Origin of the sequence: Herbaspirillum sp. SJZ107 (assembly GCF_006715485.1) — a bacterium.
In the GTDB taxonomy this organism is placed as follows: Bacteria; Pseudomonadota; Gammaproteobacteria; order Burkholderiales; family Burkholderiaceae_D; genus Telluria.
In genome coordinates this window covers 1,332,204-1,359,191 of record NZ_VFNH01000002.1, presented here as the reverse complement: position 1 = coordinate 1,359,191, position 26,988 = coordinate 1,332,204, and the positions used below count along the sequence as shown (strand labels likewise).

Here is a 26,988-nt window from a genome sequence, read left to right as displayed (position 1 = left end):
ATGGCAGAACCCATCGTCACCGACGCCTTTGCAATCGAGCCCGCCACGCATGACCTTGCCGCCGCCGATCCTGGCGCCCCCGACCTGCGCGGCAAGGTCGCCTTCATCACCGGCGCCGCGAGCGGCCTGGGCGCTGCCCTCGCCGCCACGCTGGCCCAGGCCGGCGCCGACATCGTCGCCGCCGACCTGCGCGCCGGGCCGCTGCAAACCAGCCTGGCCATCCTGCGCGGCTACGGCGTGCGTGCCGAAGCGCTCACGCTCGACGTCGGCGATCCGCCCGCCGCCCACGCCGCCATCGAACGCACCGTCGACCGGCTGGGCCGGCTCGACATCCTGGTCAACAATGCCGGCACCGACGTTACCCTGCCGATCGACGAACTATCCGAACAGGAATGGCTGCGCGTCATCAATACCAACCTGAACGGCCCCTTCCTGCTGGCCAAGCACGCGGCCGCGCACATGCGCGCGAGCGGCACGCCCGGCGACATCGTCAACGTCGCCTCCACCGCCGCCAAGCGCGCCTGGGCCAACGCCAGCGCCTACCATGCCAGCAAATGGGGCCTGCTCGGCCTGTCGCATGCGCTGCACGCGGAACTGCGCCCCTACGACATCCGCGTCACGGCGGTGGTCGCCGGCGGCATGCGCACGCCCTTCCTGCTCGACCGTTTTCCCGATCTCGACCCGGCCCGGCTGCAGGACCCGGCCACCGTCGCCCTCGCCATCCGCCAGGTGCTGCTGCTGCCGCGCGAAAGCGTGATCCCCGAGCTCACCATCCTGCCGATGCAGGAAACCTCGTGGCCATGAAGGCCGTATTCATCGACAAGGACGGGACGCTGGTGGACGACCTGCCCTACAACGTGGAACCGCGCCGCATCACGCTGTGCAGCGGCGCCGGTGCCGCGCTGCGGCTGCTGGCCCGGCTCGACTACCGGCTGTTCGTGGTCAGCAACCAGGCCGGCGTCGCCTTCGGCCGCTTTCCCGAAAGCGCGCTGGACGGCGTGGCCGACCGCCTGCACGACCTGCTGTTCCGCGAGCGCCTGAGCCTGGACGGCTTCTATTACTGTCCGCACCACCCGGAAGGCAGCGTGGCCACCTACGCCCACGACTGCCACTGCCGCAAGCCGATGCCCGGCCTGCTGCTGAAAGCGGCCCACGAGCACGGCATCGACCTGCGCTCGTCATGGATGGTCGGTGACATCCTGCACGACGTCGAAGCCGGCAACCGCGCCGGCTGCCGCACCATCCTGCTCGACAACGGCAACGAAACCGAATGGCGGCTCGGTCCGCGCCGCATCCCGACCCGGATGGCGCCCGACCTGTACACGGCGGCAGTGCTGATCGCCAGCCACGCGGAGCAGGCATGAATGCCGTCCACCCTGGCTGGCGGTCGGCACGCCGCATCCTGTGCGTGCGCCTGGATTCGCTCGGTGATGTACTGATGTGCACTCCGGCGCTGCGAGCGCTACGCGCCGCCCTGCCGGGACGCAGGCTGACCCTGCTCGGCTCGTCTGCCGGTGCCGCGGCGCTGCCTTTCATTCCCGAGCTCGACGACGTCATCGTGCATGCGGCGCCGTGGATGAAGAGCGCTGCCACCGATCCGGCCGGTGGCAACGCCGGCCCCGGCACGGCGGCAGCGGCCCGGACCGGCCAGGCAGACCTGGCCCTGGTCGATACCCTGGCCGCGCGCGCCTTCGATGGCGCCGTGATCTTCACCACTTACACCCAGAGCGCGCTGCCGGCGGCACTGCTGTGCCATCTGGCCGGCATCCCCTTGTGCCTGGCCCATTGCCGCGAGAATCCCTATCGGCTGCTGAGCGACTGGGTGCCCGACCCGGAGCCGGCGTCCACCGTGCGCCACGAGGTGCAGCGCCAGCTGGCCCTGGTCGGGCACGTCGGCTGCAGACCCGGCGACCTCGGCCTCTCCTTCGTGCCGCGCGCCGCCGACCGCGCCGCGGCCATCGAACGCCTGCGCGGCGCCGGCATCGATCCCGGCCGGCCCTGGATTCTGCTGCACCCTGGCGCCAGCGCCGCCTCGCGGCGTTATCCGGCCGGCCACTGGGCGCAGGTCATCGCGCTGCTGTCGGCAGCGACCGACGTGCCGCTGGTACTGGCGGGCAGCGCGGCGGATGTGGAGCTGGTCGAGGACATCCGCCGCCGCGCCGGCCTGCCGCTGCCGGCACTGCCGACGCTGGCAGGCCGGCTCGTCCTGGGCGAACTGGGCGCGGCGCTGCGGATGGCCGCGGTCGCCGTCACCAACAACAGCGGACCAGCGCATATCGCCGCCGCGGTCGGCACGCCGCTGGTCGACCTGTATGCGCTGACCAATCCCCAGCACACACCCTGGGGCACACGCAGCCGGGTGCTGTTCCACGACGTGCCCTGCCGCTTCTGTTTCAAGAGCACCTGCCCGCAAGGACATCATGACTGCCTGGCCGGCGTGGCGCCGCGGCGCGTGGCCGAGGCGGTGCTCGACCTGCTGCAGCGGGGCACTGCCGGGCCGCCCACGGTATTGGCCGAGGCGACGGTGCCGGCGGGCGACGGCTGATCGGCAGCACCTGCGCTGCCCTGCCATGCAACCGCCGGGCGCAGGTCTGCCGGGCTGCTGGGCCGCAGGGCCACCGGACCGTGGGCAGCCGGGCCGCCGGCTCCCCGCTGTGGACTGCGCTCAGCGCAGCGCCGGCTGTGCGCCGGCCGAGACGGCAGGAGCGGCAATGCCAGCCTTGCCGGTAGCACCCTTGCTGCCGGCGCCGGCCGCGTCCGTGCCTGCGCCCGCGCCGAATCCCAAGCCGCGGAACAGCGTCAGCGGAATCGCATTCGCCATCGCCTGCATGCCGAGATCGTTCGGATGCAGGTGGTCGCCGCTGTCGTACGCCGGCAGCATGCGCGTCGGGTGGGCCGGATCGCGCACCGCGCGCTCGAAATCGATCACGCCATCGAATTCGTCGCCGCTGCGGATCCAGTTGTTGACGGTCTGGCGCACCTGCTCTTTCTCGGGCGTGTAATAGCCGGGGAAGACCGTGCCTTCGAAGGGTGTGAGCGTCGCGCCATAGATCGCGATCCCTTTCGCGTGGGCGCGTGCGATCAGCTGGCGGTAGCCGGCAATCAGGTCCTGCGCCGTCACCGCTTCCGATGCCGGAATAGTGCCGGTGCCGGGATGGCCGATGTCGTTGATGCCGATCAGGACGATCAGGTAGCGCACGCCGGCGGTGGCGAGCACGTCGCGGTCGAAGCGGGCCAGCGCGGCGCGCCCGAACAGTGGCTGCTCGCCCGGGTCGCGCAGCAGGCGGTTGCCGCCGATGCCGCGGTTGACCACGCCCAGGCGCGCATTCGGCGCCAGCAGGGTGGCGATACCGTTCGGTGCCGACACCAGATCGCGCGTGGTCTGCAGGCGCAGTGCCAGCAGGTCGGGCCAGCGGCGGTTGGTGTCGATCGTCGTGTTCGAGCCGTCGGTGATCGAGTCGCCCAGGGCCACGATGGCGGCGTTGGCCGGCGTGTTGACGTCGACTTCGGTCAGGAAGGGCCAGGACGTGAGGGTGCGCTCGGTCGGCAGCGTGGCGGCGCTGGTGAAATTCCCCGGCAGCGAGACGTAATTGGTCTGGAAGGCCGAGCCGTGGATGGTGGTGGCCTGCACCGTATCCGGCAGGTGCAGGCTGACGGCCAGGTCGGACAGTGCCGGCACGTCGAGGTCGACCGGATCGGACAGCACCGGCGCGCCCGGCGGGATCACGATCGAGCGCATGCCGCTGAAGGTCAGCGGGCGGTCGCTGCCGTCGACGATGGCGGCGCCGGCCTGGCGCCGGGCGACGTGGGCTTCGCCGATGCGCAGCGGCGTGGTGCCGAGTTCGTTGGAGATGCGGATGCGCACGCGCGGCCCGCCGATGCTGGTGTGGACGATCAGGCGCAGGGTCTGGTTGCTGAAGCTTTGCGTCTGCGCCGCCAGCGGCGGCCCGGCCGGCGCGGTGCCCCAGGTCCCGACCCACTGTTCGGCGCTCCAGGGGCCGGACTGGGCGATCGCGGGGAGCTGCGGCAGCGACATGCCGGCGCCAGCCAGCAGGACGGCGGCCAGGAAGCCGCGCCGGTGCTGCTTGGTTGACCGCAGGGTCGGTAACAAGGACGGCAGGAATGGTTTCATGTGTGGCTCCTCTATTGTTTTGTATCGTCATGGTCGACCGCCCTGCATCCCCAAGGCAGCCTCGACAGCAGGCAGTAGCCTAGCGAGCCACTGTCGCGTCAACAAGACGGCGCCAAGGCCGACTTTTGCGCTGGATCGAGGAAGCGGCTGGAACTTGTATCACAGCAGAACTTTATTGACGAGCTACAAGTTCCCGTGGTCATTATCGCTTCTTCATGCGCGCCACCCGGGCATCGCTTTCGCGCTGCTCGCGGCGGTCGCGGCGGTAGGTGAAAAAGGTGTTGGCGAGAAAGCCCGCCACGGCGATGGCAATGCCGACCACGGCGCCGACGTCGGTCAGCGTGAGCGAGGCGCCGATCGACGCCATGCCTGCGAGATAGCTTGCCACTTCCGGCATGCCTGGTTTATTCATGGCCTCCCCCTTCCAAAGGTTTAGTATTTGACGTAGAGTATAGAACTCTAAACTGATCAACGTCAAGAACACTAAACCCAATCGAGTTTAGAACACTTAACATGAATACACTATCCGACCGCTTGGAACATATGTATCGCGCCATTCCCTCCCTCGAGGGCGAGCGCGGCCAGACCGGACTGGTCAAAGCCTCGGGCGCGTCCAAGAGCGTCGTCAATCAATGGTTGACGGGAAAAATCAAATCGATGGACATCCGCTATGCGCTGAACATCGAACGCGCACTCGGCTTCTCCCACATCTGGCTGATGACCGGCCTGGGCGAACCGCATGCTGCGCCGGACGAACGGCCGAGGAATGCGCTGGCGGTGCGCGCCGTCGACAACGAGGACCGCGAATTCGTCCAGATCGCGATGGTCAAGCTGCGCCTGTCGGCCGGCATCACCGGCTTCCAGACCGAACCCGAGGGCCGCGACGGCGGCACCCTCGGCATGCGCCGCAACTGGATCGAGCGCCACAACCTGAGCGCGGAGCACCTGATCGCGATCCTGGTCAAGGGCGAAAGCATGGAGCCGTCGCTGTACGAAGACGACATCGTGATCATCAACACGCTGGACAAGAAGCCGGTCGACGGCGCCGTGTATGCCTTCAACTACGAAGGCGAAGCGGTGGTCAAGCGCCTGGCGCGCGACGCCGGCCAGTGGTGGCTGACCTCGGACAATCCGGACCAGCGCAAGTACCACCGCAAGCTGTGCCAGGGCAATGCCTGCCTGGTGATCGGCCGCGTGGTGCGCAAGGAAAGCGACCGCATATGAAGCGCGCACCATGAAGATCAGGACCGCAGTGACCGAACTGAAAGGCGTGCGCGTGGCGGTCGCCTTTCCGCCGCCGGCCTGGGTCACGCCCGGCATGGGCGATGCGCTGCTGGCGCGGCTGCAGCCTTATTTCCCGGCGCTGCCGGTCATGCTGGCGGCGGTCCGCAAGCACGGCGTGCGTACCCATGCCACCTTCCAGGCGCAGGCGCTGGTGGGCGACGCCGACCTCGGCGCGCTGGAGACGGTCGAGATCGACCTCGACCTGCCGCCGCAGCTGCCGGACGCGGTCCTTCCGTTCTAGCGTCCGCGTTCAGTCCAGCCGCTTGAGCCGCTGGCCATGGATGCCCCAGCGGCAATCGATACCGTCCACTTGCCCGCACAAGGCCCAGCCGGTACCGATCTTCTCGACGGTCACCGCGCTCTCGAGTTCCCTGGCAAGTTTTTCGGCCCAGACGCTCGCGGCACCGCGGCCCTTGAACAGTTCCTTGCCTTCGTAAATCACGGTGGCATCGAATACGGGCATGGCGAATACAGTCATTGTTTTCTTGATAAGAATTCTTCTGAAGCGCTATCCTAGCATTTCATGCATCTGCGGCATACTGGTGGCCACGACAGGACATGGAAAGAACGCCACGGATGCAAGACGAATTGCCGCACATATCGATACCACGCCGGCTCGGCAAGCCCCAGCGCGCCGGCCTCGCCTTCGTCTTCCTCTGGTTCTTCATCGGCGGCATCATGCATTTCGTCGCCACCGACACCGAAGCCCGCATCGTACCGCCATGGATGCCATGGCCGGTGGCGGCGGTGCTGGTCAGCGGCGTCTTCGAGCTGCTCGGCGCCGCCGGGCTGCTGGTCGGCGCCACCCGCCGCGCAGCCGGCATCGGCCTGTTCCTGCTGACCCTGGCCGTGACGCCGGCCCACATCTACATGCTGCAGCGGCCCGACCTGTTCCCGGTGCCGCTCTGGGCCTTGTGGCTGCGGCTGCCGATCCAGGCGGCGCTGCTGTGGCTGATCTGGTGGAGCACTTACAGGCCGAGATCGGACAGGCCCGGATGATCGTCCGGCCGCCGCCCCAGCGGCCAGCGGAACTTGCGCTCGGCTTCCTGGATCGGCATGTCGTTGAGGCAGGCGAAGCGGCGCTGCATCAGGCCGTTCCCGTCGAACTCCCAGTTCTCGTTGCCAAAGGTGCGGAACCAGTTGCCCGAATCGTCATGCCATTCATAGGCATAGCGCACGGCGATGCGGTTGCCCTCGAACGCCCACAATTCCTTGATCAGGCGGTAGTCCAGTTCCTTCTTCCATTTGCGGTCGAGGAATTGCACGATCTCGTCGCGGCCATTCACGAATTCGACGCGGTTGCGCCAGCGGCTGTCCGGCGTATAGGCGAGCGCGACTTTTTCGGGGTTGCGGCCGTTCCAGCCGTCTTCGGCGAGGCGGACTTTCTGGATGGCGGTTTCGCGGGTGAACGGCGGCAGCGGCGGACGGGGTTCCAATACGGGCATGGCGGTCTCCTTGTCGTTGTCCTGGACAGGATAACGCAGGCGGGACCGGCGCGGGACAAGCACGGGCAGAAATGAAAAAGGCCAGCTCGATAGCTGGCCCATCGCATTGCATGCATTGGTCGCGCACGAGAATGCGGACATCTGCCGCGAATGATGGTAGCGCGTTCGCGCTAATTAATTCTGTGGCGCCGCCGTGATCAACTCGTCATGCTGCGCCAGGACGTCGCTTGCCTGACTTGCGGGCTTCGAGGCCTTCATGAGTTTCCGGCGCAAGACTTGATTCAGCGGTTCTTCGAAGTACTTGAAGCAGACGCACGACAAGCACGTCGTGAAGATGAAATAGGCGGCGAAAAAAAAGTGCGGCTGCTGGATTGCAAGAACACTCTTTCCAAGGAACGCATATACCAAGCGCCACATTGGCCAGTGAAGAATGTAAAGGGAGTAGCTCGCGCCACCCAAAAACACAAGTGGCCGCCAAGACAGAAGCCTCGCGACAGCGCCTTGCCCACACGCCAGCGCACAAATGAACAAAGCAACCAGGGGAGCGAACGCACCACTGCAATACCACCTGGTATTGATCCGCAGACACATTATCGCGGCCAGCGCCAGCACCGACGCGATCGCCAAGAATGGCGCGACGCGGTCAAAAGACGAGGTCTTGCGCCCCTTCCAGATTAACCCTGCGGTTACGCCAACGAGAAACTCGGGGAGCCGCGTCAACGGCACAAACCCCCAGTAGTCGCCTGCCTTCAGAGGGAATACCGATTGCATGAAAACGCCGAATACAGCCAGGCCGCAGAATGCGGCGCCGGCGAGCATCAGCCATCCTTTCGACAGCCTCGATAACACAACGCAGACAACCGGGAAGAGAAGGTAGAAGAATGCCTCTACCGACAGAGACCAGCCCGGGGGATTCCACATGCCCCAATCCAGCCCGAACGAATGGAACTAGGCCTGCCCCAGGATGAGTGAGAGCACGCCGCTTGAAAACTGCAACGATACCGAATCCCCTTGCCGCGCCAATACCATCGGCGCCATCAATGCCATGCCAAGCAAGTAGGTCGGGTATAGACGCGCTACGCGCGCCGCCCAGAAATTCTTTGCGCTACCCCGCATTTCTCCTGGCTTGTTTGCATAGCTGTACGCCAGAATGAATCCCGAAAGCACGAAGAAAACGGTTACGCCAAAACCGCCATGGTCGATAAAGTTCCTGAGTACGGGATTAGCGATGTTGGAAAAGTGATAGATCACTACCATTGCCGCAGCGAAGAATCGAAGCCCGGTCAGCGGAAGTAATTGATTGCCTGGTTTGTTGGACATGACAGATGTTTATTAGTAAAGTAAATAAACTTTACTTTCCATCAACTATCCAGTCAAGGGAGCAATCAAGCTGCATATTTTTGTTGCTTTTTTCATATGCCTGGCTGAAGCGGTATCGGAGTTGGTCTGGTGAGCCAAGCAATGCCGCTACCTGAGCGGCTTTTGGCATCTGCTTGATAGCGACAAGGGCCGCCAAAAGAAAAAGGCCAGCTCGAAAGCTGGCCCATCTCATTGAATTCATTGGTCGGGGCGAGAGGATTCGAACCTCCGACCCCCTGCACCCCATTCACCTTCCAATGCGTCCAACACCGTGTGCCACGGTCTAGCTTGCCAGTCAGAAATCAATCTAAATCAAAGACTTACAAGCTCAATGCGTCCAGCATAGTGTTCACTCGTACACTGCAATCCAACGACTTTTTCTTACCGATTTCTTACCACATGCTGAGGAGGCCCCATGGTCGCGCTCAAGCTCACCGCAACGAAGATCGATCGCTACAAGCCCTCAAAGAGGGACGAAATACTTACCGACGGTAACGGGCTGTCTTTACGTTTCCGACGGGCGCAAGACGGGAGCGTAGCCCGTACCTGGCTGTACGTCTACAAAGCCGGTACCAAATCGGTCTACCTAACGCTCGGAGAACATGGCAGTACGCTCTCCGACTTCGACACGAATCTATATGGAATGGCTGCCGAAGGACGTCTTAGTCTGGAGGTAGCGCGCCGCATTGCCGCGGAGATCAAGGACTGGAGGAAGCGCGGAATCGATCCAAAAGCGCATATCGAAGAGGCACACAAGACAGCCGTGGTCGAGGCGGAAGCGAAAGCAAGGTCGGCGAACCTGCTGGAAACCAGTCTACGGCAAGATAGCCTCACAGTTCGCGATCTCTTCGATACGTGGATCGTTGATGGCGTGAGACGCAAGGATGGCAACCTCGCGCTGAGGCGATTGTTCGAAAAGGATGTACTGCCTAGGATTGGCGCGACCGCGATCAAGGTACTCACTGAACACGAGATCCGCTCGGTGCTTCGGGCACAGGTCGGCCGAGGCGTAAACAGGACAGCGGTGATGACGCGGAACAGCCTGACGCAAATGTTTTCTTGGGGGCGGAAACGCCAACCATGGCGACGCTTGCTGGTTGACGGCGATCCGATGGAGCTTATCGAGATCGAAAAGATCGTATCTCCCGATTATGATCTGACCAATGAAAGCGATCGGATCTTGTCAGCCAATGAAATTGCTGAACTCTGGACTGCGTTGAAGCGGAGTGAAAATGAATATCGAATGGCGCCTAATAAGCGGCTCGCTGCGCAGCCATTGGAAAAAAAGACTCAATACGCAATATGGATCATGCTTTCTACCCTCTGCCGTGTAGGAGAGATGACGATGGCGCGCTGGGAGCATGTGAATTTTCAAGACGCGGAATGGCACATACCGAAAGCAAACGTGAAAAGAAACGTGGCGCACTTATTTGTCTACCTATCGCCATTTTCATTGGAGCAATTTCGTCTATTGAAAGAAGTTACTGGATACTCAGAATGGTGCTTTCCGGCCAGGTCTAACGAAAGCCATATGGATATCAAAGCCATCGCCAAACAAATCGGAGATAGGCAGTCCATGTTTAAAAGCGAAAAAGCGGACAAGGTGCAGGCTGCGAAGACACATCGTCGCCGGGATAACAGCTTGGTTCTGGCCAACGGCAGGAATGGCTCATGGTCTCCACATGACCTGCGCCGTACGGGGGCAACCATGATGCAGGCATTGGGCACTTCGCTTGAAACGATTGACCGATGCCAGAATCACATCATTTTTGGCAGCAAAGTGCGACGAGTATATCTGCGTCACGACTATGCAAAAGAAAAGCGCGAGGCATGGAGCCGCCTTGGCAGCACATTACAGTCTATTATAGCCGCAGTCAATATAGATGACAAAACCGAAATAAATAAAGAAGTCTTCACATACGAATCTAACCCATCGATACCTGATTAAACTGGAAATACCTGTTTACTATCAAATAGTCGCTCCATCCCATCTATATAGTCATATATAGGAACTCGAAGTTTTATCCTATCCTAACTAAGGAGTGCCATTATGGATACGAATTCGCAGATCATGGAGCGCTTGATCAGGATCGACGAGGTGCAGCATATTTGCGGCCTGTCGCGCAGTTCAATTTATGCAAGCATCAAGCAAGGTGTATTCCCAGTACAAGTAAAGCTCTCTCCGAAGTCTTCCGCCTGGGTATATAGCGAAGTGCTTGCATGGATAAACGCACGTGCGGCATTACGGCAAAATTGACTTGAGTCCGAGCCGTCAAAAATTCTGTGTGGAAGAGCGGAACGTCGTGAACTTATGATCTCAACGATCAGACGGCCGTGCTTCCATCACCGCTTTATTGTTGTCGACGTTTCCTCTCCCAGCTCGTTCATACGTGCCTTTAACGACGCGTTCACGCCTTCCTACCTGGCGCCATCATCGAACCTAGCACCGCTGGTGCCGTGCTGGTAGCGCGACTCCGCTACAGAGCTGCCGGATTCTGCCTGCTTCAGGACGGTAAAGACAGACTGTCGGTAAAGTGGGACGTCTTCATGTAGTGCTTTCGGTGCTCAAGGAACGTTGCTCCAGTTCATAAGGCTAGAGGCGGCTTGTCGAAAAGTGCTGACAAGTCAACGTGCCTCATCATGAGAAAGTTCAGTTTTCATCGATGCGCTGGGCTACGCCATCGTTTCGGAATTATTAGCGTATGTCTTCTGCAGTGCCCGCTTTCTCATTGATGGGCATGAGGAACGCCCGCCAGGCACGGTTCTCGAACAGCCAGCAGGCTTCCTCCCTCCTGCAGAGAGCATCACCTAGGCTACCAGCGACCGCTATCTGTCTCTGCCGCCTTCGTCAAGCAACATCACTCTACCAGACCACTAGCTCAGCACGACACCGTCTACTCACGCGCAAGTCCGATGGGCTTGAAATCCCGATCTAAAGCGTTATCCAAAAAAAGGATAACAGACATAATTAGATAACATTATCTGACTAACCTGATGGGCATTACGATGTCCTTCGAAGCGTTTGTTTTTCCTCATAATTTTGTGCGACACATCAATTGATCGGCAAATTTGATTGCTGTTATCTGCGTCGCAATATAACTGGAGACAGCTAATCATGCGATCCCCTGCATCCCCCTCCCCTTCAGAGGCCTTCGATACCGATGTGCTGATTGTCGGATCCGGCCCCATGGGGGCTACTACTGCCCTGACTTTGGCCACCCATGGCGTCAAAGTGCATATGGTGTCACGCTGGAACTGGCTAGCCCATACGCCCCGTGCGCACATCACCAACCAACGCACTGTGGAAGTATTCCGCGACCTGGGTATCGAACAGGATGCCCAACGTTATGCCACGCCATGGGAATGGATGGGAGAGAATCCAATCCTGACCAGCATTGCTGGTGAAGAACTGGTCAGGCTGCCTGCTTGGGGCGCTGGCGAAGCACGCAGGACCGATTACGTGACTGGAAGCCCTTGTACGTTGATGGACCTACCACAACCGCTGATTGAGCCGATCCTGTTTAAGACGGCCGCCGAGCGCGGTGCTACCTCGTCGATGAATACCGAGTACCTGTCGCACGTCCAAGATAATGACGGCGTGACAGTAAGGCTGCAAGACCGTCTTTCCGGTCGCGAATATACGCTGCGAGCGAAATACCTGGTCGGCGCTGATGGCGCGAACTCGCAAATCGCCAAGGAAATCGGTCTTCCCTTCACTGGAGAAATGGCCCGTGCCGGAACCCTGTACACGCTGTTCAATGCCGACCTAACTCGCTACGTGCAACACCGACCTAGCGTCATGCACTGGATCGTCAGTCCGGAAGCTAGCTTCGGCGAGCTTGGTGTCGGCATGATGCGCGCAGTTAAACCGTGGACGCAGTGGATCGTTGGCTGGGGCTTCGACATGACGAAGGGCGAACCAGATCAGTCGGACGAAGCTGTGCTGCCGCGCATCCGTGCGCTGATTGGGGTGCCCGACATTGAGATCGAGGTCGTCAATAAGTCGGTCTGGTACGTGAACGAGGCGTATGCCACGGAATATTCCCGAGGCCGCGTGTTCTGCGGTGGCGACGCGGTCCACCGTCATCCACCGTCGAGCGGGCTTGGCCTCAACACTTGCGTACAGGACGGCTACAACCTCGCATGGAAGCTGGCCTTCGTACTCAAGGGCCAGGCCGATCCGGCATTACTTGACTCCTATTCGGCCGAGCGGGCACCGGTCGGCAAGCAGGTCGTAAAGCGTGCCAATCAGTCGCGCCGCGATTATGCCGCTTTGAAGAAAGTGTTCCGCGTCGAAGGCGCCGACAATCCCGTTGCCGCAGGTATCGCGCGCTTCAAGGAAGCTAGTCCGGAAGGCGCTAAGGCCCGGACCGAAGTGCTCAGTGCAATGGAAGTGAAGAACCACGAGTTCAACGCACAAGGTGTGGAGATGAACCAGCGCTATGAATCTGGCGCCGTCCTTCCAGACCCGGAGGCTGGCGAAGAAGTCTGGAAGCGCGATGCCGAGCTGTATCTCCAGGCGACCACGCGACCAGGGGCGAAGATCCCGCATGCCTGGCTGATCGATGCGCGAGGCGTCCGTATCTCGACGCTCGACGTTGTCGGCAAAGGGAAATACTCCCTCGTAACTGGCCTGTCGGGGCAGGCTTGGGCAACTGCTGCGGCGCGCATCAACCTGCCCTTCATGCGCACAGTCGTCATCGGCGAGCAGGCATACCAAGACGTGTATTGCGATTGGGTACGCCAGCGTGAAATGGACGAGGCCGGCGCTCTGCTGGTACGTCCGGACGGATTCGTCGCGTGGCGACATGCAAGCAGCGTCGACAATGCCGACACTGCGTTGAGCTTGCTGCAACGTGCCCTCGCCGACCTGCAGCTGCACAGCTGAATCACCTGCGCCGTCACCGGATGCTAGCCGCATCCGGCGCAGCGCCATAATAACTATGGAGATTACATGAGCGTCCACCTGGAATGTCTCTCGCACACACCGTTGCTGGGTCACTTCGACCCACCGGCACCGGTACTCGAGGAAGTGCTCTCGCTGCAGCGCGCCGCGCGCGATCGCATCGCCGCGTTCGATCCCGAGCTCGTCGTCTTGTTCTCGCCCGACCACTTCAACGGCTTCTTCTACAACGTCATGCCGAGTTTTTGTATCGGTACAGGCGCCCATGCCATTGGCGACTTCGACAGCCTCGCCGGCACACTGAACGTACCCTTTGACCTGGCGACCGATTGCGCGGCGGCCGTAGTCAACGATGGCATCGATGCCGCGATCTCGCACGACATGCAGGTCGACCATGGCACGGCTTATCCGTTGCAACACCTCATCGGCGCACTGGATAAGTATCCCGTAATTCCGGTATTTATCAACTCGGTAGCTAAGCCGCTGCCCACGTTCAAGCGTGCGCGCCTGCTGGGCGAAGCAGTCGGGCGATGGGCTGCTAGCACCGGCAAACGCGTCTTGCTGATCGGATCGGGCGGCTTATCCCACCAGCCGCCGGTACCTGAATATGCCAGCGCGCCGGAGCAAGTACGCAAATCGCTTGATGGCGCGGGCTACACCTTGTCGCCGGAAGATCGGGCGGCTCGCACTAATCGCACGATCGCAGCGGGCAAAGCCTTCGTACAGGACCGGAACAGCCTGCACCCGCTGAATCCTGCATGGGATAACGGTTTCCTTGACATGCTCGAGACACAGACTTATGAGCAGCTCGACCGTGTGTCCAACGACTTGGTGTCGCAAGTCGCCGGCCGCAGTACCCACGAGGTCAAAGCCTGGCTGGCGGCGTTCGCCGCACTATCAGCGTTCGGCCCCTACCGCAGCAGCCATCGCTACTACCGCGAAATTCCAGAATGGATTGCCGGTTTCGGCGCCCTCAGCGCCAAGTCCCTCGGCGCCTGACCTACTACACAAAGATAAAGGAATCACCATGTTGATCAATGAAGCCGAAACCAGCAAGTTCGTTACCGTCAAGGAAGCCGACGCAGACCTGCACATTCACTACAACGATTGCGGCGATGGCGCAGAGGTCGTAGTGATGCTGCACGGATCCGGCCCTGGCGCTACCGGCTGGGCCAACTTCAACCGCAATATCGAACCGCTGGTGCAAGCTGGCTACCGTGTTCTGCTCATCGACTGCCCTGGCTGGGGCAAAAGCGCTTCGGTCGTCAACAGCGGCTCCCGTTCGGACCTGAACGCGCGCGTCGTCAAGGGTGTGATCGACCAGCTCGGGATCGAGAAAATCAGCATTCTCGGCAACTCGATGGGTGGACACACTGCAGTCGCTTTCGCATTGACCTATCCGGGTAATGTCGCAAAGCTCGTGCTCATGGGCGGCGGCACTGGTGGCATGAGCCTGTACGCGCCGATGCCAACGGAAGGCATCAAGTTGCTCAACGGCCTGTATCGCGAACCAACCCTGGAAAACCTGAAGAAGTTCAACGACGTGTTCGTGTTCGATCCAAGTGTGCTCACCGAGGAACTGCTGCAAGCCCGCCTCGCTAACATCCTGAGCCGCAAAGATCACCTCGAAAACTTCTTGGCGTCGCTGGCCGCTAACCCGCGCCAGTTCCCGGACTTCGGGCCGCGCTTGCCGAGCATTACTGCCCCGACCTTGATCGTCTGGGGCCGCCAGGATCGCGTCGTTCCTTTCGATACCGGATTGCGCCTGGTCGCCGGCATTCCGAATTCGCAACTGCATATCTTCAACCAATGCGGTCACTGGGCCCAATGGGAACATGCGGACGCTTTCAACCGCATGGTAGTGGACTTCCTCAAGCACTAATTATCAGGAGACAAAACGTGACCCTCGACCCGAACTCCATCGCTGAGGCGGCGAAGCTGCTGCGTGATGCGCAAGCCACCGGCTACTGGATTGCTCCGTTGCGCGATACCTTTCCCGGTCTCGACGTAGACGCTGCGTACGCAATCCAGAAACTCAATACCGAATTTGCTCTCGCGGCTGGCGCGCGCCTAGTTGGTGCAAAAATCGGCCTGACCTCCCCGGCCGTACAAAAACAGCTTGGCGTGGATTCGCCAGACTACGGTGTGCTGCTGGATGACATGGGCTACCCCGAAGGCATGCCTATACCCATGACGCGACTGCAGCAGCCCAAGATTGAAGCGGAGGTTGCGTTCGTGCTTGGCCGCGACCTGGACCTGCAGAATCCGACGATCGTCGACGTCATCAATGCCATCGATTACTGCTTGCCTGCACTCGAAATCGTTGGCAGCCGCATTGATGGCTGGAACATCAAGCTGGTCGACACCGTTGCCGACAATGCGTCGTCGTCGGCGTGGGTCATCGGCGCGGCGCCGAAAAAACTCCACGAGGTGGACCTTCGGGCCTGCGCAATGACCATGACTCGGGATGGCGAGGTCGTCTCCAGTGGCACCGGCGCGGCTTGTCTTGGCCATCCGCTGAATGCGGTGTTGTGGCTGGCGCGGACGATGGTGCGTGTCGGGGCACCTTTGAAAGCGGGACAACTGGTGTTGTCCGGCGCGCTTGGACCAATGGTTCCGGTCGAGGCAGGCAAGACTTATACGGCCCAGATCGAAGGGCTTGGCAGTGTCACTGCGGTCTTCGAGTAAACCGTCCGCGCACACGACATCCGTCATTTGTAGTTCCGCTCAATTCCTGGGGTAACTTCATGAGTAAGAAAATCAAGGCAGCGATCATCGGCTCGGGCAATATCGGTACCGACCTGATGATCAAGATCCTGCGTCATGGCCGCAATATCGAGATGGGCGCCATGGTCGGCATCGACCCGAATTCCGACGGCCTCGCGCGTGCCGCGCGCCTGGGCGTGGCAATCACGCACGAATCGGTAGAAGGCCTCGTCAGGCTACCGGTGTTCGCCGATATTGACGTCGTGTTCGACGCCACATCGGCCGGCGCCCACGTCAAGAACGATGCTTTCCTGCGCGAGAAAAAGCCGGGGATCAGGATGATTGACCTGACCCCAGCCGCCATCGGCCCCTATTGCATCCCTGTCGCTAACGGAGACGCCAATCCGGACGCTCTGAACGTTAACATGGTGACGTGCGGCGGTCAGGCTACCATTCCGATGGTGGCTGCAGTGTCGAGGGTGACTAAGGTTCACTATGGCGAAATCATCGCCTCTATCTCGAGCAAGTCGGCGGGACCGGGCACGCGCGCCAACATTGACGAGTTCACCGAGACCACGTCAAAGGCGATCGAGGTGGTCGGCGGTGCGGTGAAGGGCAAGGCGATTATCGTTCTCAACCCTGCCGAGCCACCGCTGATCATGCGCGATACCGTGTACACACTCAGCGAACTTGCCGACGAAGACAAGATTGCCGCCAGTATTGAAGAGATGGTCAAGGGCGTGCAGAGCTACGTACCAGGGTATCGCCTGAAGCAGAAGGTGCAATTCGACCGGGTCGACACGCCAGTGCGCATCCCGGGCGTCGGCGACGCAATCACCGGCTTGAAGACCTCGGTGTTCCTCGAAGTCGAAGGCGCCGCACATTACCTGCCGGCTTACGCCGGCAACCTCGACATTATGACCAGCGCGGCATTGCGTACGGCCGAAAACATGGCAGAGCGCATGCTCGCCGCCACTCAGGCCGCGTAAGGAGAACAACGATGATCACCGATCCGACATCCCAGAAGATCTACATTTCCGACGTCACCCTGCGCGACGGCTCGCATGCCATCCGTCACCAGTATTCCGTTGAACACGCCAGGCAGATCGCCAAAGCACTGGACGACGCCAAGGTAGACAGCATCGAAGTCGCGCACGGCGACGGCTTGAACGGCTCCAGCTTCAACTACGGGTTCGGGGCTCATACCGACCTTGAGTGGATCGAAGCTGCTGCCTCTGTTGTCAAGCACGCCAAAATCGCCACCTTGCTCTTGCCTGGCATCGGTACTATTCACGACCTCAAGGCTGCATATGACGCGGGCGCACGCATCGTGCGTGTAGCTACTCATTGCACCGAGGCGGACGTATCGCGCCAGCACATCGAATATGCGCGCAATCTCGGCATGGACACGGTCGGCTTCCTGATGATGTCGCACATGACTACTCCCCAGAAGCTGGCCGAACAGGCCAAGCTGATGGAAAGCTACGGTGCCACCTGCTGCTACGTTGTCGACAGCGGCGGCGCACTGTCAATGCAGGATGTCCGTGACCGCTTCCGCGCGTTCAAGGATGTGCTCAAGCCGGAAACCCTGACGGGCATGCATGCCCACCACAACCTGAGCCTCGGCGTTGCCAACAGCATCGTGGCCGTGGAAGAAGGCTGCGACCGTGTCGATGCCTCGCTGGCCGGCATGGGCGCGGGTGCAGGTAATGCGCCGCTGGAGGTTTTCATCGCCGCGATCAGCCGTCTCGGCTGGAACCACGGCACCGATCTCTACAAGCTAATGGATGCTGCCGACGATATCGTCCGTCCGCTGCAAGATCGCCCTGTGCGCGTCGACCGCGAGACGCTGGCCCTCGGCTATGCAGGGGTATATTCCAGTTTCCTGCGCCACGCCGAAGTGGCGGCGCGCAAGTATGACCTGAGCGCTGTCGACATCTTGGTCGAACTGGGTAAGCGGCGCATGGTAGGCGGTCAAGAAGACATGATCGTCGACGTCGCACTGGATCTGCTCAAGCGCTGATAAGCATAGACAGAAAGGAAGGACCCAGCCGGCACCTCCCCGCGTTTATATAGCGGAGGAGGTGTTTTTCATACAGGGATCGATTCTGGAAGGTCGGTATAACAAGCCATGACACTACTTAATTTTTCGCAGCCGATGATTGGTGAGGACGCGATTGCCGCAATGGTGGAGACGATGCGGTCCGGCTGGATTGCTAGCGGCCCGCGCGTTCTCGCCTTCGAGCAGGCGCTATCTGCGTCGTTCGGCGATCGTCCGACGCGTAGCCTGACCTCCGCGACCGGTGCGATGGAGCTGGCACTGCTCGCCTGCGGCATCGGCCCGGGCGATGAGGTCATCACATCGACGCAAAGCTTCTTTTCGACCATGAACATGATCGTCAAAGTCGGAGCGCGACCGATCTTCGTCGATTGCGACCTGATCACGCGCGCCATCGATCTGGCACAGGTGGAAGCATCGATCACGACACGCACCAGAGCGATCGTGCCGACCCATTTCCCAGGTGCGCTGGGTGACATGGATGCACTTTATTCGCTTGCGCGACGCTACGGACTGCGGGTCATCGAAGATGCGGCTCTAGTACAAGGCTCTGAATGGCAGGGCCGGCCGGTTGGCAGCTTTGGCGACATCGCGACTTTCTCGTTTCACCCCAATAAGAACATGACGACCATCGAAGGAGGAGCGATTGTCGTGCCGGATGAGAAAACCGCACGGCGTGTCGAAATCCTTCGCTTCCATGGCATCCAACGTAACCGGGATGATACCCGCGACGTCGCGCTCGTCGGCGGCAAGTACAATATGTCCGACGTATCGGCCGCGATTGGCCTGGCCCAGCTTGCGCGGCTTCCCGAATTCTTGGCTCACCGACGCAAGCTGGCGGATCGTTATTTTGAGGTGTTTCCGAAAATCGACGATGCAGTCCTGCCGCCGCGGGGTCTAGCAGGGCAGACTTGGAACATGTTTTGCGTACTGCTTCCCTACGAACGCATGGGCACGACGCGCCAAGCGTTCCGCGCTGCCCTGCTCGGGCGTGGCATCGCTACTGGCCTCTCCTACGAGGCATCTCATCTAACCACTATAGGCAAGCTCCTAGGCTACCACAGCGGTCAATTTCCAAACGCTGAGCAGATCGGTGCTCACACTGTGAGCCTACCCCTGCATTGCGGGATGGACGTCGGTGATGTCGACCGTGTTTGTGCAGAGATCGCCACACTGATCTAATTTCTAACGTCTGTTTAACCTGGCGGAGAACGGCTGACCATCCTCCGCGTTTGTACAGATTTAGAATGTGTGCTTAATACCGGTCAACACGCCTTTCTGGGCGAGCCCGGCACCAACGGTACCGCCCGCGCTGAGCGAAATGGCGGCGGCCCCGTCGTTATTGAGGTAGCCACCCATTAGATAGACCGATGTTCGCTTCGACAGCACGTACTGGATCCGCGCAGCGGCGAAGTCGACCTTGTCACCGCCGTTCTTGAGATCGTAGTGCGCGACCTGGGCATCAATGATCCACGCCGGCGTATAAGCGTACGACACACCAAGGTACGACAAATTGGATGTGGGTGCGCGTGCATTGCCTTCGTTCTTTCGATGAACGTAGCCACCGGCGAATTTGAATTTGTTGACCTTGATATAGCCGCCCACATGAGTGCGTGAATCAGACAGTGCACTGCTGGTAGGGCCAAAAGCTGCAGCAGCGCCCGGTCCACCATTATATGTGTCATACGCCCCGATCACGCCCCAGGCGGCACCATCGTACTTCAACATGGCCGACCAGTTGCGACAGGCCTGGCTGTCGCTTGCCAACTCGCCTCCACAGTTGGTCGCCGTAGGACCGCCAGCGGCGGAGGCATCCCGGCCGAAGCTATAGGTCGCGCCGAATGCCAGCGCTCCCATGGCACCACGGTAGGCAATCGAATTGTCATGGCGCGAGTTGGGCAAGTAGCCATCGAGCGAACCGATCGAGTACTGGACGGGGCCCATCACGTCTGTATCGGCAAATGAGCCATACATCATGCTGTAGTTACGGCCGACTGTGACTTGGCCCCAGCTTCCGGCAAGCCCTACCCAAGCCTGGCGGCCAAACAAACGGTTGCCTTGCCCCATCATGCCGGTATCGGGAGAGAACCCGCTTTCCAATACGAAAATCGCCTTCAAGCCGTTACCAAGTTCTTCCGTACCGCGGAAGCCGACCCGGGACGGCATTAGGCCCCCACTCAGGCTCGGCATACGCGTCAGCGAGTCACCGGCGGCATTTGCATTGGTGACGTGCTCCACGGCGACGTCGATCGAGCCATATACCTGCACATTCGTCTGCGCGTAGGCTAGCTGGATTCCTGCAGCGGCAAGAGTTAGGCCGAATACGATATTTCTGCTGTTCATGTTGTCTCCTCCTTTGTATGTGGCATTGCTCGCCACTGTTCTTAAAGTTTTCTTCGTCAACGGCTGGGCGGTATTGTTTCAAATGGCTAAGCTGTCGCACTGGCCGTCCTGTCTTGGCGGCCAGTGACGTTTGGATGATTTGCAAGACGTGCGTTTCGCCTACTCAGCAGGATTGCGTCGTGGGTAACACAGACCACATTGTTAAAGTGGCCGAATGCGCGGCGTGATGACTTGCGCCGCGCCGTGACGGGTTTGTCGGAACAGACCAGATCAGACATGACCATCGATACCGCTGTACGCAAATGCTGGAGGTGCGGAATCAATACCTTGGCCGCGCTGCCGATCTGGGATTATTCGCGTCGTGCAGCCATCTGCAACTCAACCTGGAGGCCGGCGCTGCGCACCGACGAGTACGAACAAAACGGTTGCAGGCTCATTGCCTGGATTGCGCCACGCATGCCGGGTGCCCTGCTGTACCACGATGTCATGTTTGCCGAAGGCAATCTGCTTTCCACCGTCCAGCTCGAGCACGATGCTTCCTTCCAGAACTACGCCGTAATCGATGGTGTCGGTCGTGTGCATGCCCGGATTGTCAGGCTCGAATCGTTCTGCCAAACCAGGCAACACTGCAGCGTGTTCGGCGCCGGCAGCCTCCGGGTTAAATTCATCTGCTTGATAAACCGAATCAGGCGGAAAAGTGATCACGAGGAGACAGGTTCCCCCAGGTTCCGGTACCCAGCTGCTCGTATTGGCTGCAGCATCGCGCGGTGCGGCCGGGACCGAAGCTTGCGCATCGGTTGCCCATGCCAGCGATGTAACGAACCCGGGCACATGCTGAAATGCGGTGCTGCGTGGTATGGGTCCGTCTGAAAGGATCGTTGACTTGGAGAGTGGATCCTCGATAGTGACTACACGTCGAAGGGTCATAATGGTCCTTGATGTCGTTTTCAGGCGCGCGGTGAACGGCGTGTTAGGGAGTAACCACGACATTCGTAAAGCCGCCGTTTCGGGCTTCGACTGCATCTAATGCTTCGTTGATCTCCGTAAGACCAAAGCGCTGATGCTCGAATACTGACAAGTCCAAGGTGCCGGCCTGGGCCATTGCCGCCATGTCCTCTCCCTCGGCAGTGCTGAACCACAACGAGCCAATGTAGCTCAGTTGTTGACACATCATCGGGAACGGATCCAGGGGCAACGGGTCCGCCATGCCTCCACAGGCCACCGCCTTACCGCCTCGCCGGAGTGCCTTGATCGCATCGAGTGTCGCTTCCGCAGGCGCTCCAGGCCCAAGCGTCTCGATCAGAACATCGACACCATACCCATCGGTTGCATCACGCACTACTTCGTGCATGCTTCCTCCCGCACTCAATGTAATGGTGTGGATCCGGTCTGGAGCAAGCGCTTTTGCCTTTCTCAGCAGATCCTCGTTACGGCCTGTGCCGAAGATGCGGCTTGCACCCATCGCAAGCGCAAGTAACAGTGCGCCCAGACCAAGTGTGCCGGTCATCCCATTGATCAGCAAAGTCTGGCCAGGAGCGAAGTTCGCCTTACGTAACGCGGAGTAGGCAGTGCCGAGGTAACCAAAACGGGCCGCTTGGTCGAAGGTGACCGATTCAGGAAGCCTGACAAGGCTGCTGACCGGAGCGATAAGGTGTTCTGCAAAGCCTCCATACGGGTATTTGTCATAAATCTGCTGCGAGCCTGGACCGAATCCGAAATACCCCTGAAAGGTAAAAGCGGGACAGTTGATCTGGTCATTGCGGCGACATGCCGTACAAGAGCCGCAGGACAGACCCGGGTTCACATAGACCCTATCACCTGGCTTGATGGCTGTTACGTTGCTTCCCACCGCTGCAACGACTCCCGCTGCATCCAGACCATAGATTGCAGGCAGTTTGGGTAGTGGCAGGAAAGGAAACCATGTCGAATAGTGGTTCACGACATTACGCAGGTTAGGCACGACACCACATGCTTTTACCTGAACCAGGACGTCAGTAGGACGCGGATCCGGCAGCTCAATGGTATCGACAGAAAACGCACCGCCTTCTTGGTGCAGTCGCGCAGCTTGCATAGTTTTCATGGAATGTCTCCTTGATTGATGTCCGGCCAAACAGGTTCGTGCTGCCGCCTGTCTGACCGTCTCTTATTGAAGGTTATTAAACAAGTGGCTTCGTCAATGTCCTATGTCGAATCCGGACCAGCATAGTTGCTGTAATCTCGGAATCGACAGGGAGGATTTGCAGTGCTCAGGCCGCCTGGACGACGACTGCAGACTTTTTTCGAGGAACGGCGAATGCGACAAGCACCATGCACACGGCGGCGAGCGCTGCGATACCGAGTACGCCAATCGACAGGCTGCCCGTGGTCGTCTTCACGTAACCGAGAAGCGAAGGACTGACAAAGCCGCCTACATTGCCCAACGTGCTGATGAAAGCAATACCGACCGGTGCAGTCTTCTTATCGAGATATGCCGGTGGAAGAGACCAGATCAATGGCCCACTCGCGCCAGTCGCAAAACTAGCGACAGCGAATGCGGCGAGTGTCATTGTCAGAGACTGCGCCGCGGTGGCAGCAACCAGCCCTACCGCGATGAGCAAGAAAATAAAGATCAGGTGCCAGCGCCGCTCCATGTAGCGATCGGATGTCCAACTCAGGACAACCGCACCAACAAATCCCAATGCCAACGGCAATGCAGTGATGAGCCCGACAGTCGCCAGGGACTTCACTCCACTTTCCTGAACGATGGTAGGTAACCAGAAGAACAGCAAATAGTTGCTGCAAATGGCAGTGAACCATAGAAGCGCGACCATGAAATTCTTGGGATTGCGCAGGATTTTGCCAATGAGGCCCGCCCCATGAGCTTCTGTAGGTACCGCCTCTGCAGCCAAATCGGCCTTGACCAAGGCTTTTTCAGGCGCAGTCAGCCATTCGGCGTCATCGGGCTTGTCGCGCAGGACGAAAAAGGCAATGACACCAAGGATGCATGCCGGCAGTCCTTCGACGATGAATACCCACTTCCATCCCGCCATCCCCATCAGGCCATTCATGCTGGTCATGATCCAGCCGGTCAACGGGGCAGCAATGGATCCGGCTACCGCATTAGCAACGAAAATCACTGCAGTGACACGGGCCCGCATGTGCGTTGGGAACCAGAAGGTCAGATACAGGATGATCCCCGGGAGGAAACCGGCCTCGAATGCCCCGAGCAACATGCGCAGGACTATCAGATGCGTCACACTGGAAATAAATGCTGTGGCAGCTGTAACCAGGCCCCACAGGACCATGATGCGCACAAAAGTACGTCGCGCGCCCCACTTCTCGAGATACATATTGCTCGGGATCTCGCATAACGCATAGGTAATAAAAAAGACACCCGCAGCGATGCCATACCAAGTGGCATCGATCCCGAGGTCCTTGGTCATTTGTAGCTTGGTAAAGCCAATATTAATGCGGTCGATGAAGGCCAGACCGTAGCAGATGAACAGCAGCGGAATGATCCGCCACCAGATCTTTTTGTAGACACGCGCACGACGATGCTCGTCGTCGCCCAAAGCGGTTCCATAGCTGTTCACCATGTTGTCTCCTGTTGCGCTAAATGCGATTTTTGTTGATGTATCGGACATCGAGGCCCGTTACAGAATGATGCTATTCGTCAGAGCGTTATACTGATAATGCTTATTTTGCATATCAGCTATCCGTTTCAAGGATATCGGGTATCATGAGAAGTCATGGCAGCTGTCGTCCCCAACGTAAGTTCGCGAAACGGTTAGACCGCTGTCCTGCTAGACCAGCCATCGAGGCGTCTGAGGAACCACCAATGGATTCAAAGCTGATCGACTACTTTCTCCGCGTTGCCGAGCTCGGTAGCATTAACAAGGCGGCCGTGGATCTGCGACTGTCGCAGCCGGCGTTGTCGCGATACATCGCCAGCCTGGAACACGAGCTTCGCGCGAAGCTCTTTATTAGGACGCAAGGCGGCGTACAACTGACGGACGCCGGGATGCTTCTACGGGAGAGAGCACGACCAATCCTGCGTCAGTTGACGAATTTGATCGAACAGGTCGGCGATCGTGCAGCCGGCCAGTTATCGGTTGGCGTTCCGCCGTCCTGGCAGTACCTGTTCACGTCCAAGTTCGTCGCAAGGCTCATTGAAAAATATCCAAGCATTTCTCTGCGCGTGCATGAGGGCGTCAGCCATGCTCTCCGAGAGGATATGCATGCTGGCATGCTCGACCTGGCTATCATTCCGTTTGAAGGGAATTCGCCCAATGGTTACGCAGACATGGCTCTCATCCGTGAACCGCTGATCCTGGTTTCCCATAGAGACGCTGAGCTGCAGCCCGATAAGCCAGTTTCGTTGTCGCGGCTGGACAATCTGAGTCTGGCCCTTCCAGGCAAATTGAATGCGGTTCGCTCACAGGTTGAAAATGCTCTCTCCCGCCGCGGCTTGGCGTTTAAGCATGTGTTTGAAATTGATGCGATGAATTTATCGATGGACTTGGCGCGTCAGGGCGTGAGCTCCACTGTAACGCCGTGCTGTGCGGTCAGCGGTAATCCGCGCTGGGAGGACTCTGTTTCGTGGAGTCCAATTCGCGGAGCGTATATCACTTGGGCGTTGTGCGAGAACAGCGCAAGAAGCCATTCGCCAGCGGTACATGAGGGGCGGCGCTTGATCACCCAGGTCGTGGACGAGGCAGTTGCAAGTGGCGCTTGGCTTGGTGCAGAACGTTTGTCGCAATAGTAGCTTAGTGGCGTTAGACGGTACCATCTGATGGAAGATCCGAAACCGGCAACGCTTTTGCCATTCCACGATGTCGGCTTCGTTGCGCCGACATACACGGATGTCCGCGCCCTCACCCAGCGCTACAAGCTGACCGGTGCCGCTGTGGCACGTATTACCGGCGTGCTGCCTCGTACGGTTCGCAAATGGCATGCGCCACCCGAGACAACGAACCACTCTCCTATTCCATATGCGGCTTGGCGCCTGCTGTTGATCGAAGCAGGTGCCGTTGCGCCTACCGGCATCGAGAAGCTGATAACGTAGATTTGGTTTTTTCGAGCTGATCTTTCACCTCATTTTTGCAGCGGGTTGTCTGCGGTTTGATCTCGCTGCTGCAAGCGCTCCTGGACCTGTTTGACCAGGGCGCGCTGCATTGCCCGTTGCTCGGTGTCGAGCGCTGGCATATCGCGAATGAACCGTTCCACATCATCGGCCAGCTTCGTATCGCCGTCTTGTCGAAGTCGCACGACGCTCTGTGTCAGCTTCTGTACTACGTCAAGCCTGCGCGCAGCCATCGCGACCTCCCATGGTTTTGGCGCGACGTCGCCCTGCTCGAGGTCCCTCGCCGCAGTGAGAACACGCATGGCACGGGCCTTCGATGGCTTTCCCTTGCCAGCCTTGGCACGCTTTTCGATATGCCACTCGGCACCGTCGACGCTTTTGAACGCTTTCCCTCGCTCGGCACGAGACGTCGCGTTCGCTTCGATACCCCGTGCACGCAACTCTGCCGCGAGCATCTCGCGCCAGCCGCGTAGTGTTCCTTTTCGAATGTATATCCGCTGGCCTTTCTCGTCCTCTGCTCGAAGCACCAGGTGCACATGCGGGTGCGCGGGAGGATCATCGGCCGGATCGGTTTCCTGCGTATGCAAGACCATCACATACTGATGTCCCTGAAATTGCTGTCGCGCGAACGCCTGCACGGCCTCAAGTATGGTCTCCGGATCGGTTTTCGACGGCATCGAAAATATGATGTTGAAGGAAGGATGCAATGCCTCGCCCCTGCCGCTACGTATGCGTTGCATATCCAGATCCCACGACGCATGCAGCTCCCGAATCGCGCTCTGACCGTCGATGCGCTCCCCTTGCTCGCTGAAGGTCAGCAGCCGGCCATTACGGGAAATGTACATCATGTAGCGCAGGATACCGGCGATCGCATCCCGGTCATCGTCGCTCGATCGGCGGCTGCCTTTCACCTTGATGACGACTTCAGGCGCACGGCTGACAGTGCGTCGCAGTTGTTCCTTGATGGCAGACCAGTCACGCCCGTGGCGGGAATAGCCGCCCTCGCCGGGTCTCGTTTCCTTCCGGCCATCTTGTGACGGCCGATATAACAACCGGCGAATTCCCGACCGGCGCCCTTGTGGAGTAGCCCCAAGCTCTTCATGCTTCGCCATCGTCGCCCCCCCATCCGCGCAGGTTCGCCTTCAAGAGTTCCTTGACCGTGGTCGTTTCCAGGTCAATCAGCATCCTGATCACGTCGACGTCCGCACCCAGCGGCCCGTTCGCCTGTCCGTTCGACGCATTCAATTGCTTTGCAATCTGATTGATATTGCGCCCCATGTCCGCAAGCTGCCGCGCCACCTGGCGAACCGCATCGATTTCAGAGATGCACAGCACCGGCCGACGATCCACATGTGCATAAAATAAATTTGCCAGGTAAGTCCCGCGATACCACTGCCGCTCTGCAGCAAGGCGCCCGAGCTCGGAGAAGTAATACGCATCCAGCCGAACAAAGACCTGTTCGGATCTGGCACCACCCCGCTCAAGTCCAACGCCATTCACCGGCATCTGGTCGATGCCAGCGACCTCATCCAACCGGTCAAGAAAGTCCCTGATCAACGCCGCCGCCAAGCGAGAAGACGTCGTCCCCCGCAAGCCGGCCACCACTTCAAACCGATCCTTCACCTCCGCACTGACAGCTGCTCCGATAGTAGGCATAGCTCCTCCAACAGCAAGAAAAGCGGTTGCGAATCGACT

27 protein-coding genes and 1 pseudogene are annotated in these 26,988 nt (G+C 59.7%); 17 read left to right on the top strand and 11 right to left on the bottom strand.

Translation table 11 applies throughout. The annotated features are described in order from the left end of the window. Genes FBX97_RS15770 through FBX97_RS15760 form a run of 3 tightly spaced genes read left to right on the top strand, consistent with a single transcriptional unit; the run spans position 1 to position 2,545 of the window. Complete coding sequence (locus tag FBX97_RS15770) at positions 1–804, top strand: SDR family oxidoreductase (protein ID WP_141833182.1); 804 nt, start codon at positions 1–3, stop codon at positions 802–804. After that, positions 795–1,364 (top strand): HAD family hydrolase, encoded by a 570-nt coding sequence (locus FBX97_RS15765; RefSeq protein ID WP_141833180.1) that lies wholly within the window; start codon positions 795–797, stop codon positions 1,362–1,364. Before FBX97_RS15770 ends, FBX97_RS15765 begins: the two co-directional genes overlap by 10 nt. Beyond that, entirely contained in the window at positions 1,361–2,545 is a 1,185-nt protein-coding gene (locus FBX97_RS15760; protein ID WP_141833178.1) for a glycosyltransferase family 9 protein, read from the top strand. The genes FBX97_RS15765 and FBX97_RS15760 overlap by 4 nt, the downstream gene beginning before the upstream one ends. 120 nt (positions 2,546–2,665) lie before the next feature. Here the strand turns inward: FBX97_RS15760 and FBX97_RS15755 are convergent, their stop codons facing one another. Continuing rightward, positions 2,666–4,132, bottom strand: a complete 1,467-nt coding sequence (locus tag FBX97_RS15755) for an SGNH/GDSL hydrolase family protein (RefSeq protein ID WP_141833177.1) — start codon at positions 4,130–4,132, stop codon at positions 2,666–2,668. A 202-nt stretch (positions 4,133–4,334) separates the two neighbouring features. Beyond that, positions 4,335–4,544, bottom strand: a complete 210-nt coding sequence (locus tag FBX97_RS15750; RefSeq protein ID WP_141833175.1) for a holin — start codon at positions 4,542–4,544, stop codon at positions 4,335–4,337. Between the two features lie 101 nt (positions 4,545–4,645). Between FBX97_RS15750 and FBX97_RS15745 the strand changes: the two genes are divergently transcribed. Both FBX97_RS15745 and FBX97_RS15740 read left to right on the top strand, forming a co-directional pair. Next, positions 4,646–5,356 (top strand): S24 family peptidase, encoded by a 711-nt coding sequence (locus tag FBX97_RS15745; RefSeq protein ID WP_141833173.1) that lies wholly within the window; start codon positions 4,646–4,648, stop codon positions 5,354–5,356. Positions 5,357–5,366: 10 nt separating this feature from the next. Beyond that, positions 5,367–5,657 carry a hypothetical protein gene (locus tag FBX97_RS15740; RefSeq protein ID WP_141833171.1) on the top strand — a complete coding sequence of 97 codons (291 nt, stop codon included), beginning with the start codon at positions 5,367–5,369 and terminating at the stop codon, positions 5,655–5,657. 9 nt (positions 5,658–5,666) lie between these two features. Here FBX97_RS15740 and FBX97_RS15735 read toward each other — a convergent pair whose 3' ends face one another. Then, positions 5,667–5,894: a hypothetical protein gene (locus FBX97_RS15735; RefSeq protein WP_141833168.1), complete on the bottom strand. Its 228-nt coding sequence runs from the start codon at positions 5,892–5,894 to the stop codon at positions 5,667–5,669. 98 nt (positions 5,895–5,992) lie between these two features. On the opposite strand from FBX97_RS15735, the gene FBX97_RS15730 reads away from it, so the two are divergent. Next, positions 5,993–6,415, top strand: a complete 423-nt coding sequence (locus FBX97_RS15730; protein ID WP_185748603.1) for a DoxX family protein — start codon at positions 5,993–5,995, stop codon at positions 6,413–6,415. Here the strand turns inward: FBX97_RS15730 and FBX97_RS15725 are convergent. Both FBX97_RS15725 and FBX97_RS15720 read right to left on the bottom strand, forming a co-directional pair. Further along, positions 6,385–6,861: a nuclear transport factor 2 family protein gene (locus FBX97_RS15725; protein WP_141833166.1), complete on the bottom strand. Its 477-nt coding sequence runs from the start codon at positions 6,859–6,861 to the stop codon at positions 6,385–6,387. The genes FBX97_RS15730 and FBX97_RS15725 overlap by 31 nt on opposite strands. A gap of 174 nt (positions 6,862–7,035) precedes the next feature. After that, positions 7,036–8,181 (bottom strand): annotated as a pseudogene (locus FBX97_RS15720) (acyltransferase family protein). 454 nt (positions 8,182–8,635) lie between these two features. Here FBX97_RS15720 and FBX97_RS15710 point away from each other — a divergent pair. From FBX97_RS15710 to FBX97_RS15670, 9 genes are all read left to right on the top strand, one after another. Next, positions 8,636–10,168, top strand: coding sequence for a site-specific integrase (locus FBX97_RS15710; RefSeq protein WP_141833159.1), 1,533 nt, complete (start codon positions 8,636–8,638; stop codon positions 10,166–10,168). A 102-nt stretch (positions 10,169–10,270) separates the two neighbouring features. Then, complete coding sequence (locus FBX97_RS15705; RefSeq protein ID WP_141833157.1) at positions 10,271–10,477, top strand: AlpA family transcriptional regulator; 207 nt, start codon at positions 10,271–10,273, stop codon at positions 10,475–10,477. Between the two features lie 858 nt (positions 10,478–11,335). Continuing rightward, positions 11,336–13,108, top strand: a complete 1,773-nt coding sequence (locus FBX97_RS15700; protein ID WP_141833155.1) for an FAD-dependent monooxygenase — start codon at positions 11,336–11,338, stop codon at positions 13,106–13,108. A 66-nt stretch (positions 13,109–13,174) separates the two neighbouring features. Further along, a complete protein-coding gene (locus FBX97_RS15695; RefSeq protein WP_141833153.1) occupies positions 13,175–14,122 on the top strand; it encodes a 3-carboxyethylcatechol 2,3-dioxygenase in 948 nt (315 codons plus the stop codon). Positions 14,123–14,150: 28 nt separating this feature from the next. Next, positions 14,151–15,005, top strand: coding sequence for an alpha/beta fold hydrolase (locus FBX97_RS15690; protein ID WP_141833151.1), 855 nt, complete (start codon positions 14,151–14,153; stop codon positions 15,003–15,005). A gap of 17 nt (positions 15,006–15,022) precedes the next feature. Beyond that, positions 15,023–15,811 (top strand): 2-keto-4-pentenoate hydratase, encoded by a 789-nt coding sequence (mhpD, locus tag FBX97_RS15685; RefSeq protein ID WP_255517482.1) that lies wholly within the window; start codon positions 15,023–15,025, stop codon positions 15,809–15,811. Positions 15,812–15,870: 59 nt separating this feature from the next. After that, positions 15,871–16,818: an acetaldehyde dehydrogenase (acetylating) gene (locus FBX97_RS15680; protein WP_141833147.1), complete on the top strand. Its 948-nt coding sequence runs from the start codon at positions 15,871–15,873 to the stop codon at positions 16,816–16,818. Between the two features lie 11 nt (positions 16,819–16,829). After that, positions 16,830–17,852 carry a 4-hydroxy-2-oxovalerate aldolase gene (dmpG, locus tag FBX97_RS15675; protein WP_141833145.1) on the top strand — a complete coding sequence of 341 codons (1,023 nt, stop codon included), beginning with the start codon at positions 16,830–16,832 and terminating at the stop codon, positions 17,850–17,852. Positions 17,853–17,960: 108 nt separating this feature from the next. Then, the gene (locus tag FBX97_RS15670) at positions 17,961–19,070 is read left to right on the top strand and encodes a DegT/DnrJ/EryC1/StrS aminotransferase family protein (protein WP_141833143.1); all 1,110 of its coding nucleotides are present in this window, start codon (positions 17,961–17,963) and stop codon (positions 19,068–19,070) included. A 60-nt stretch (positions 19,071–19,130) separates the two neighbouring features. On the opposite strand, the gene FBX97_RS15665 is transcribed toward FBX97_RS15670, so the two are convergent. From FBX97_RS15665 to FBX97_RS15650, 4 genes are all read right to left on the bottom strand, one after another. Beyond that, the gene (locus FBX97_RS15665; protein WP_141833141.1) at positions 19,131–20,231 is read right to left on the bottom strand and encodes a porin; all 1,101 of its coding nucleotides are present in this window, start codon (positions 20,229–20,231) and stop codon (positions 19,131–19,133) included. A 378-nt stretch (positions 20,232–20,609) separates the two neighbouring features. Then, entirely contained in the window at positions 20,610–21,158 is a 549-nt protein-coding gene (locus tag FBX97_RS15660; protein WP_141833139.1) for a cupin domain-containing protein, read from the bottom strand. 43 nt (positions 21,159–21,201) lie between these two features. Further along, complete coding sequence (locus FBX97_RS15655; protein ID WP_185748602.1) at positions 21,202–22,311, bottom strand: alcohol dehydrogenase catalytic domain-containing protein; 1,110 nt, start codon at positions 22,309–22,311, stop codon at positions 21,202–21,204. A gap of 166 nt (positions 22,312–22,477) precedes the next feature. Next, complete coding sequence (locus FBX97_RS15650) at positions 22,478–23,806, bottom strand: MFS transporter (protein ID WP_141833137.1); 1,329 nt, start codon at positions 23,804–23,806, stop codon at positions 22,478–22,480. Between the two features lie 242 nt (positions 23,807–24,048). Between FBX97_RS15650 and FBX97_RS15640 the strand changes: the two genes are divergently transcribed. Together FBX97_RS15640 and FBX97_RS15635 are read left to right on the top strand one after the other, a co-directional pair. After that, on the top strand, positions 24,049–24,972 hold the full coding sequence (locus FBX97_RS15640) for a LysR family transcriptional regulator (protein WP_141833135.1): 924 nt from the start codon (positions 24,049–24,051) through the stop codon (positions 24,970–24,972). Between the two features lie 30 nt (positions 24,973–25,002). Further along, a complete protein-coding gene (locus tag FBX97_RS15635; RefSeq protein ID WP_141833133.1) occupies positions 25,003–25,275 on the top strand; it encodes a transcriptional regulator in 273 nt (90 codons plus the stop codon). A gap of 29 nt (positions 25,276–25,304) precedes the next feature. On the opposite strand, the gene FBX97_RS15630 is transcribed toward FBX97_RS15635, so the two are convergent. Then, positions 25,305–26,405, bottom strand: coding sequence for a hypothetical protein (locus tag FBX97_RS15630; protein ID WP_141833131.1), 1,101 nt, complete (start codon positions 26,403–26,405; stop codon positions 25,305–25,307). Beyond that, the gene (mobC, locus tag FBX97_RS15625; protein ID WP_141833129.1) at positions 26,392–26,949 is read right to left on the bottom strand and encodes a plasmid mobilization relaxosome protein MobC; all 558 of its coding nucleotides are present in this window, start codon (positions 26,947–26,949) and stop codon (positions 26,392–26,394) included. Before mobC ends, FBX97_RS15630 begins: the two co-directional genes overlap by 14 nt. Positions 26,950–26,988 lie beyond the last annotated feature (39 nt).

Coding starts and splice junctions, on each gene's coding strand:
- FBX97_RS15750 (WP_141833175.1), bottom strand. CDS start 4,544: ATGAATAAACCAGGCATGCCGGAAGTGGCAAGCTATCTCGCAGGCATG.
- FBX97_RS15690 (WP_141833151.1), top strand. CDS start 14,151: ATGTTGATCAATGAAGCCGAAACCAGCAAGTTCGTTACCGTCAAGGAA.
- FBX97_RS15770 (WP_141833182.1), top strand. CDS start 1: ATGGCAGAACCCATCGTCACCGACGCCTTTGCAATCGAGCCCGCCACG.
- FBX97_RS15660 (WP_141833139.1), bottom strand. CDS start 21,158: ATGACCCTTCGACGTGTAGTCACTATCGAGGATCCACTCTCCAAGTCA.
- FBX97_RS15725 (WP_141833166.1), bottom strand. CDS start 6,861: ATGCCCGTATTGGAACCCCGTCCGCCGCTGCCGCCGTTCACCCGCGAA.
- mobC (WP_141833129.1), bottom strand. CDS start 26,949: ATGCCTACTATCGGAGCAGCTGTCAGTGCGGAGGTGAAGGATCGGTTT.
- FBX97_RS15695 (WP_141833153.1), top strand. CDS start 13,175: ATGAGCGTCCACCTGGAATGTCTCTCGCACACACCGTTGCTGGGTCAC.
- FBX97_RS15745 (WP_141833173.1), top strand. CDS start 4,646: ATGAATACACTATCCGACCGCTTGGAACATATGTATCGCGCCATTCCC.
- FBX97_RS15680 (WP_141833147.1), top strand. CDS start 15,871: ATGAGTAAGAAAATCAAGGCAGCGATCATCGGCTCGGGCAATATCGGT.
- FBX97_RS15760 (WP_141833178.1), top strand. CDS start 1,361: ATGAATGCCGTCCACCCTGGCTGGCGGTCGGCACGCCGCATCCTGTGC.
- FBX97_RS15740 (WP_141833171.1), top strand. CDS start 5,367: ATGAAGATCAGGACCGCAGTGACCGAACTGAAAGGCGTGCGCGTGGCG.
- FBX97_RS15635 (WP_141833133.1), top strand. CDS start 25,003: ATGGAAGATCCGAAACCGGCAACGCTTTTGCCATTCCACGATGTCGGC.
- FBX97_RS15640 (WP_141833135.1), top strand. CDS start 24,049: ATGGATTCAAAGCTGATCGACTACTTTCTCCGCGTTGCCGAGCTCGGT.
- FBX97_RS15655 (WP_185748602.1), bottom strand. CDS start 22,311: ATGAAAACTATGCAAGCTGCGCGACTGCACCAAGAAGGCGGTGCGTTT.
- FBX97_RS15630 (WP_141833131.1), bottom strand. CDS start 26,405: ATGGCGAAGCATGAAGAGCTTGGGGCTACTCCACAAGGGCGCCGGTCG.
- FBX97_RS15730 (WP_185748603.1), top strand. CDS start 5,993: ATGCAAGACGAATTGCCGCACATATCGATACCACGCCGGCTCGGCAAG.
- FBX97_RS15705 (WP_141833157.1), top strand. CDS start 10,271: ATGGATACGAATTCGCAGATCATGGAGCGCTTGATCAGGATCGACGAG.
- FBX97_RS15755 (WP_141833177.1), bottom strand. CDS start 4,132: ATGAAACCATTCCTGCCGTCCTTGTTACCGACCCTGCGGTCAACCAAG.
- dmpG (WP_141833145.1), top strand. CDS start 16,830: ATGATCACCGATCCGACATCCCAGAAGATCTACATTTCCGACGTCACC.
- FBX97_RS15700 (WP_141833155.1), top strand. CDS start 11,336: ATGCGATCCCCTGCATCCCCCTCCCCTTCAGAGGCCTTCGATACCGAT.
- FBX97_RS15710 (WP_141833159.1), top strand. CDS start 8,636: ATGGTCGCGCTCAAGCTCACCGCAACGAAGATCGATCGCTACAAGCCC.
- FBX97_RS15650 (WP_141833137.1), bottom strand. CDS start 23,806: ATGGTGAACAGCTATGGAACCGCTTTGGGCGACGACGAGCATCGTCGT.
- FBX97_RS15670 (WP_141833143.1), top strand. CDS start 17,961: ATGACACTACTTAATTTTTCGCAGCCGATGATTGGTGAGGACGCGATT.
- FBX97_RS15665 (WP_141833141.1), bottom strand. CDS start 20,231: ATGAACAGCAGAAATATCGTATTCGGCCTAACTCTTGCCGCTGCAGGA.
- FBX97_RS15735 (WP_141833168.1), bottom strand. CDS start 5,894: ATGACTGTATTCGCCATGCCCGTATTCGATGCCACCGTGATTTACGAA.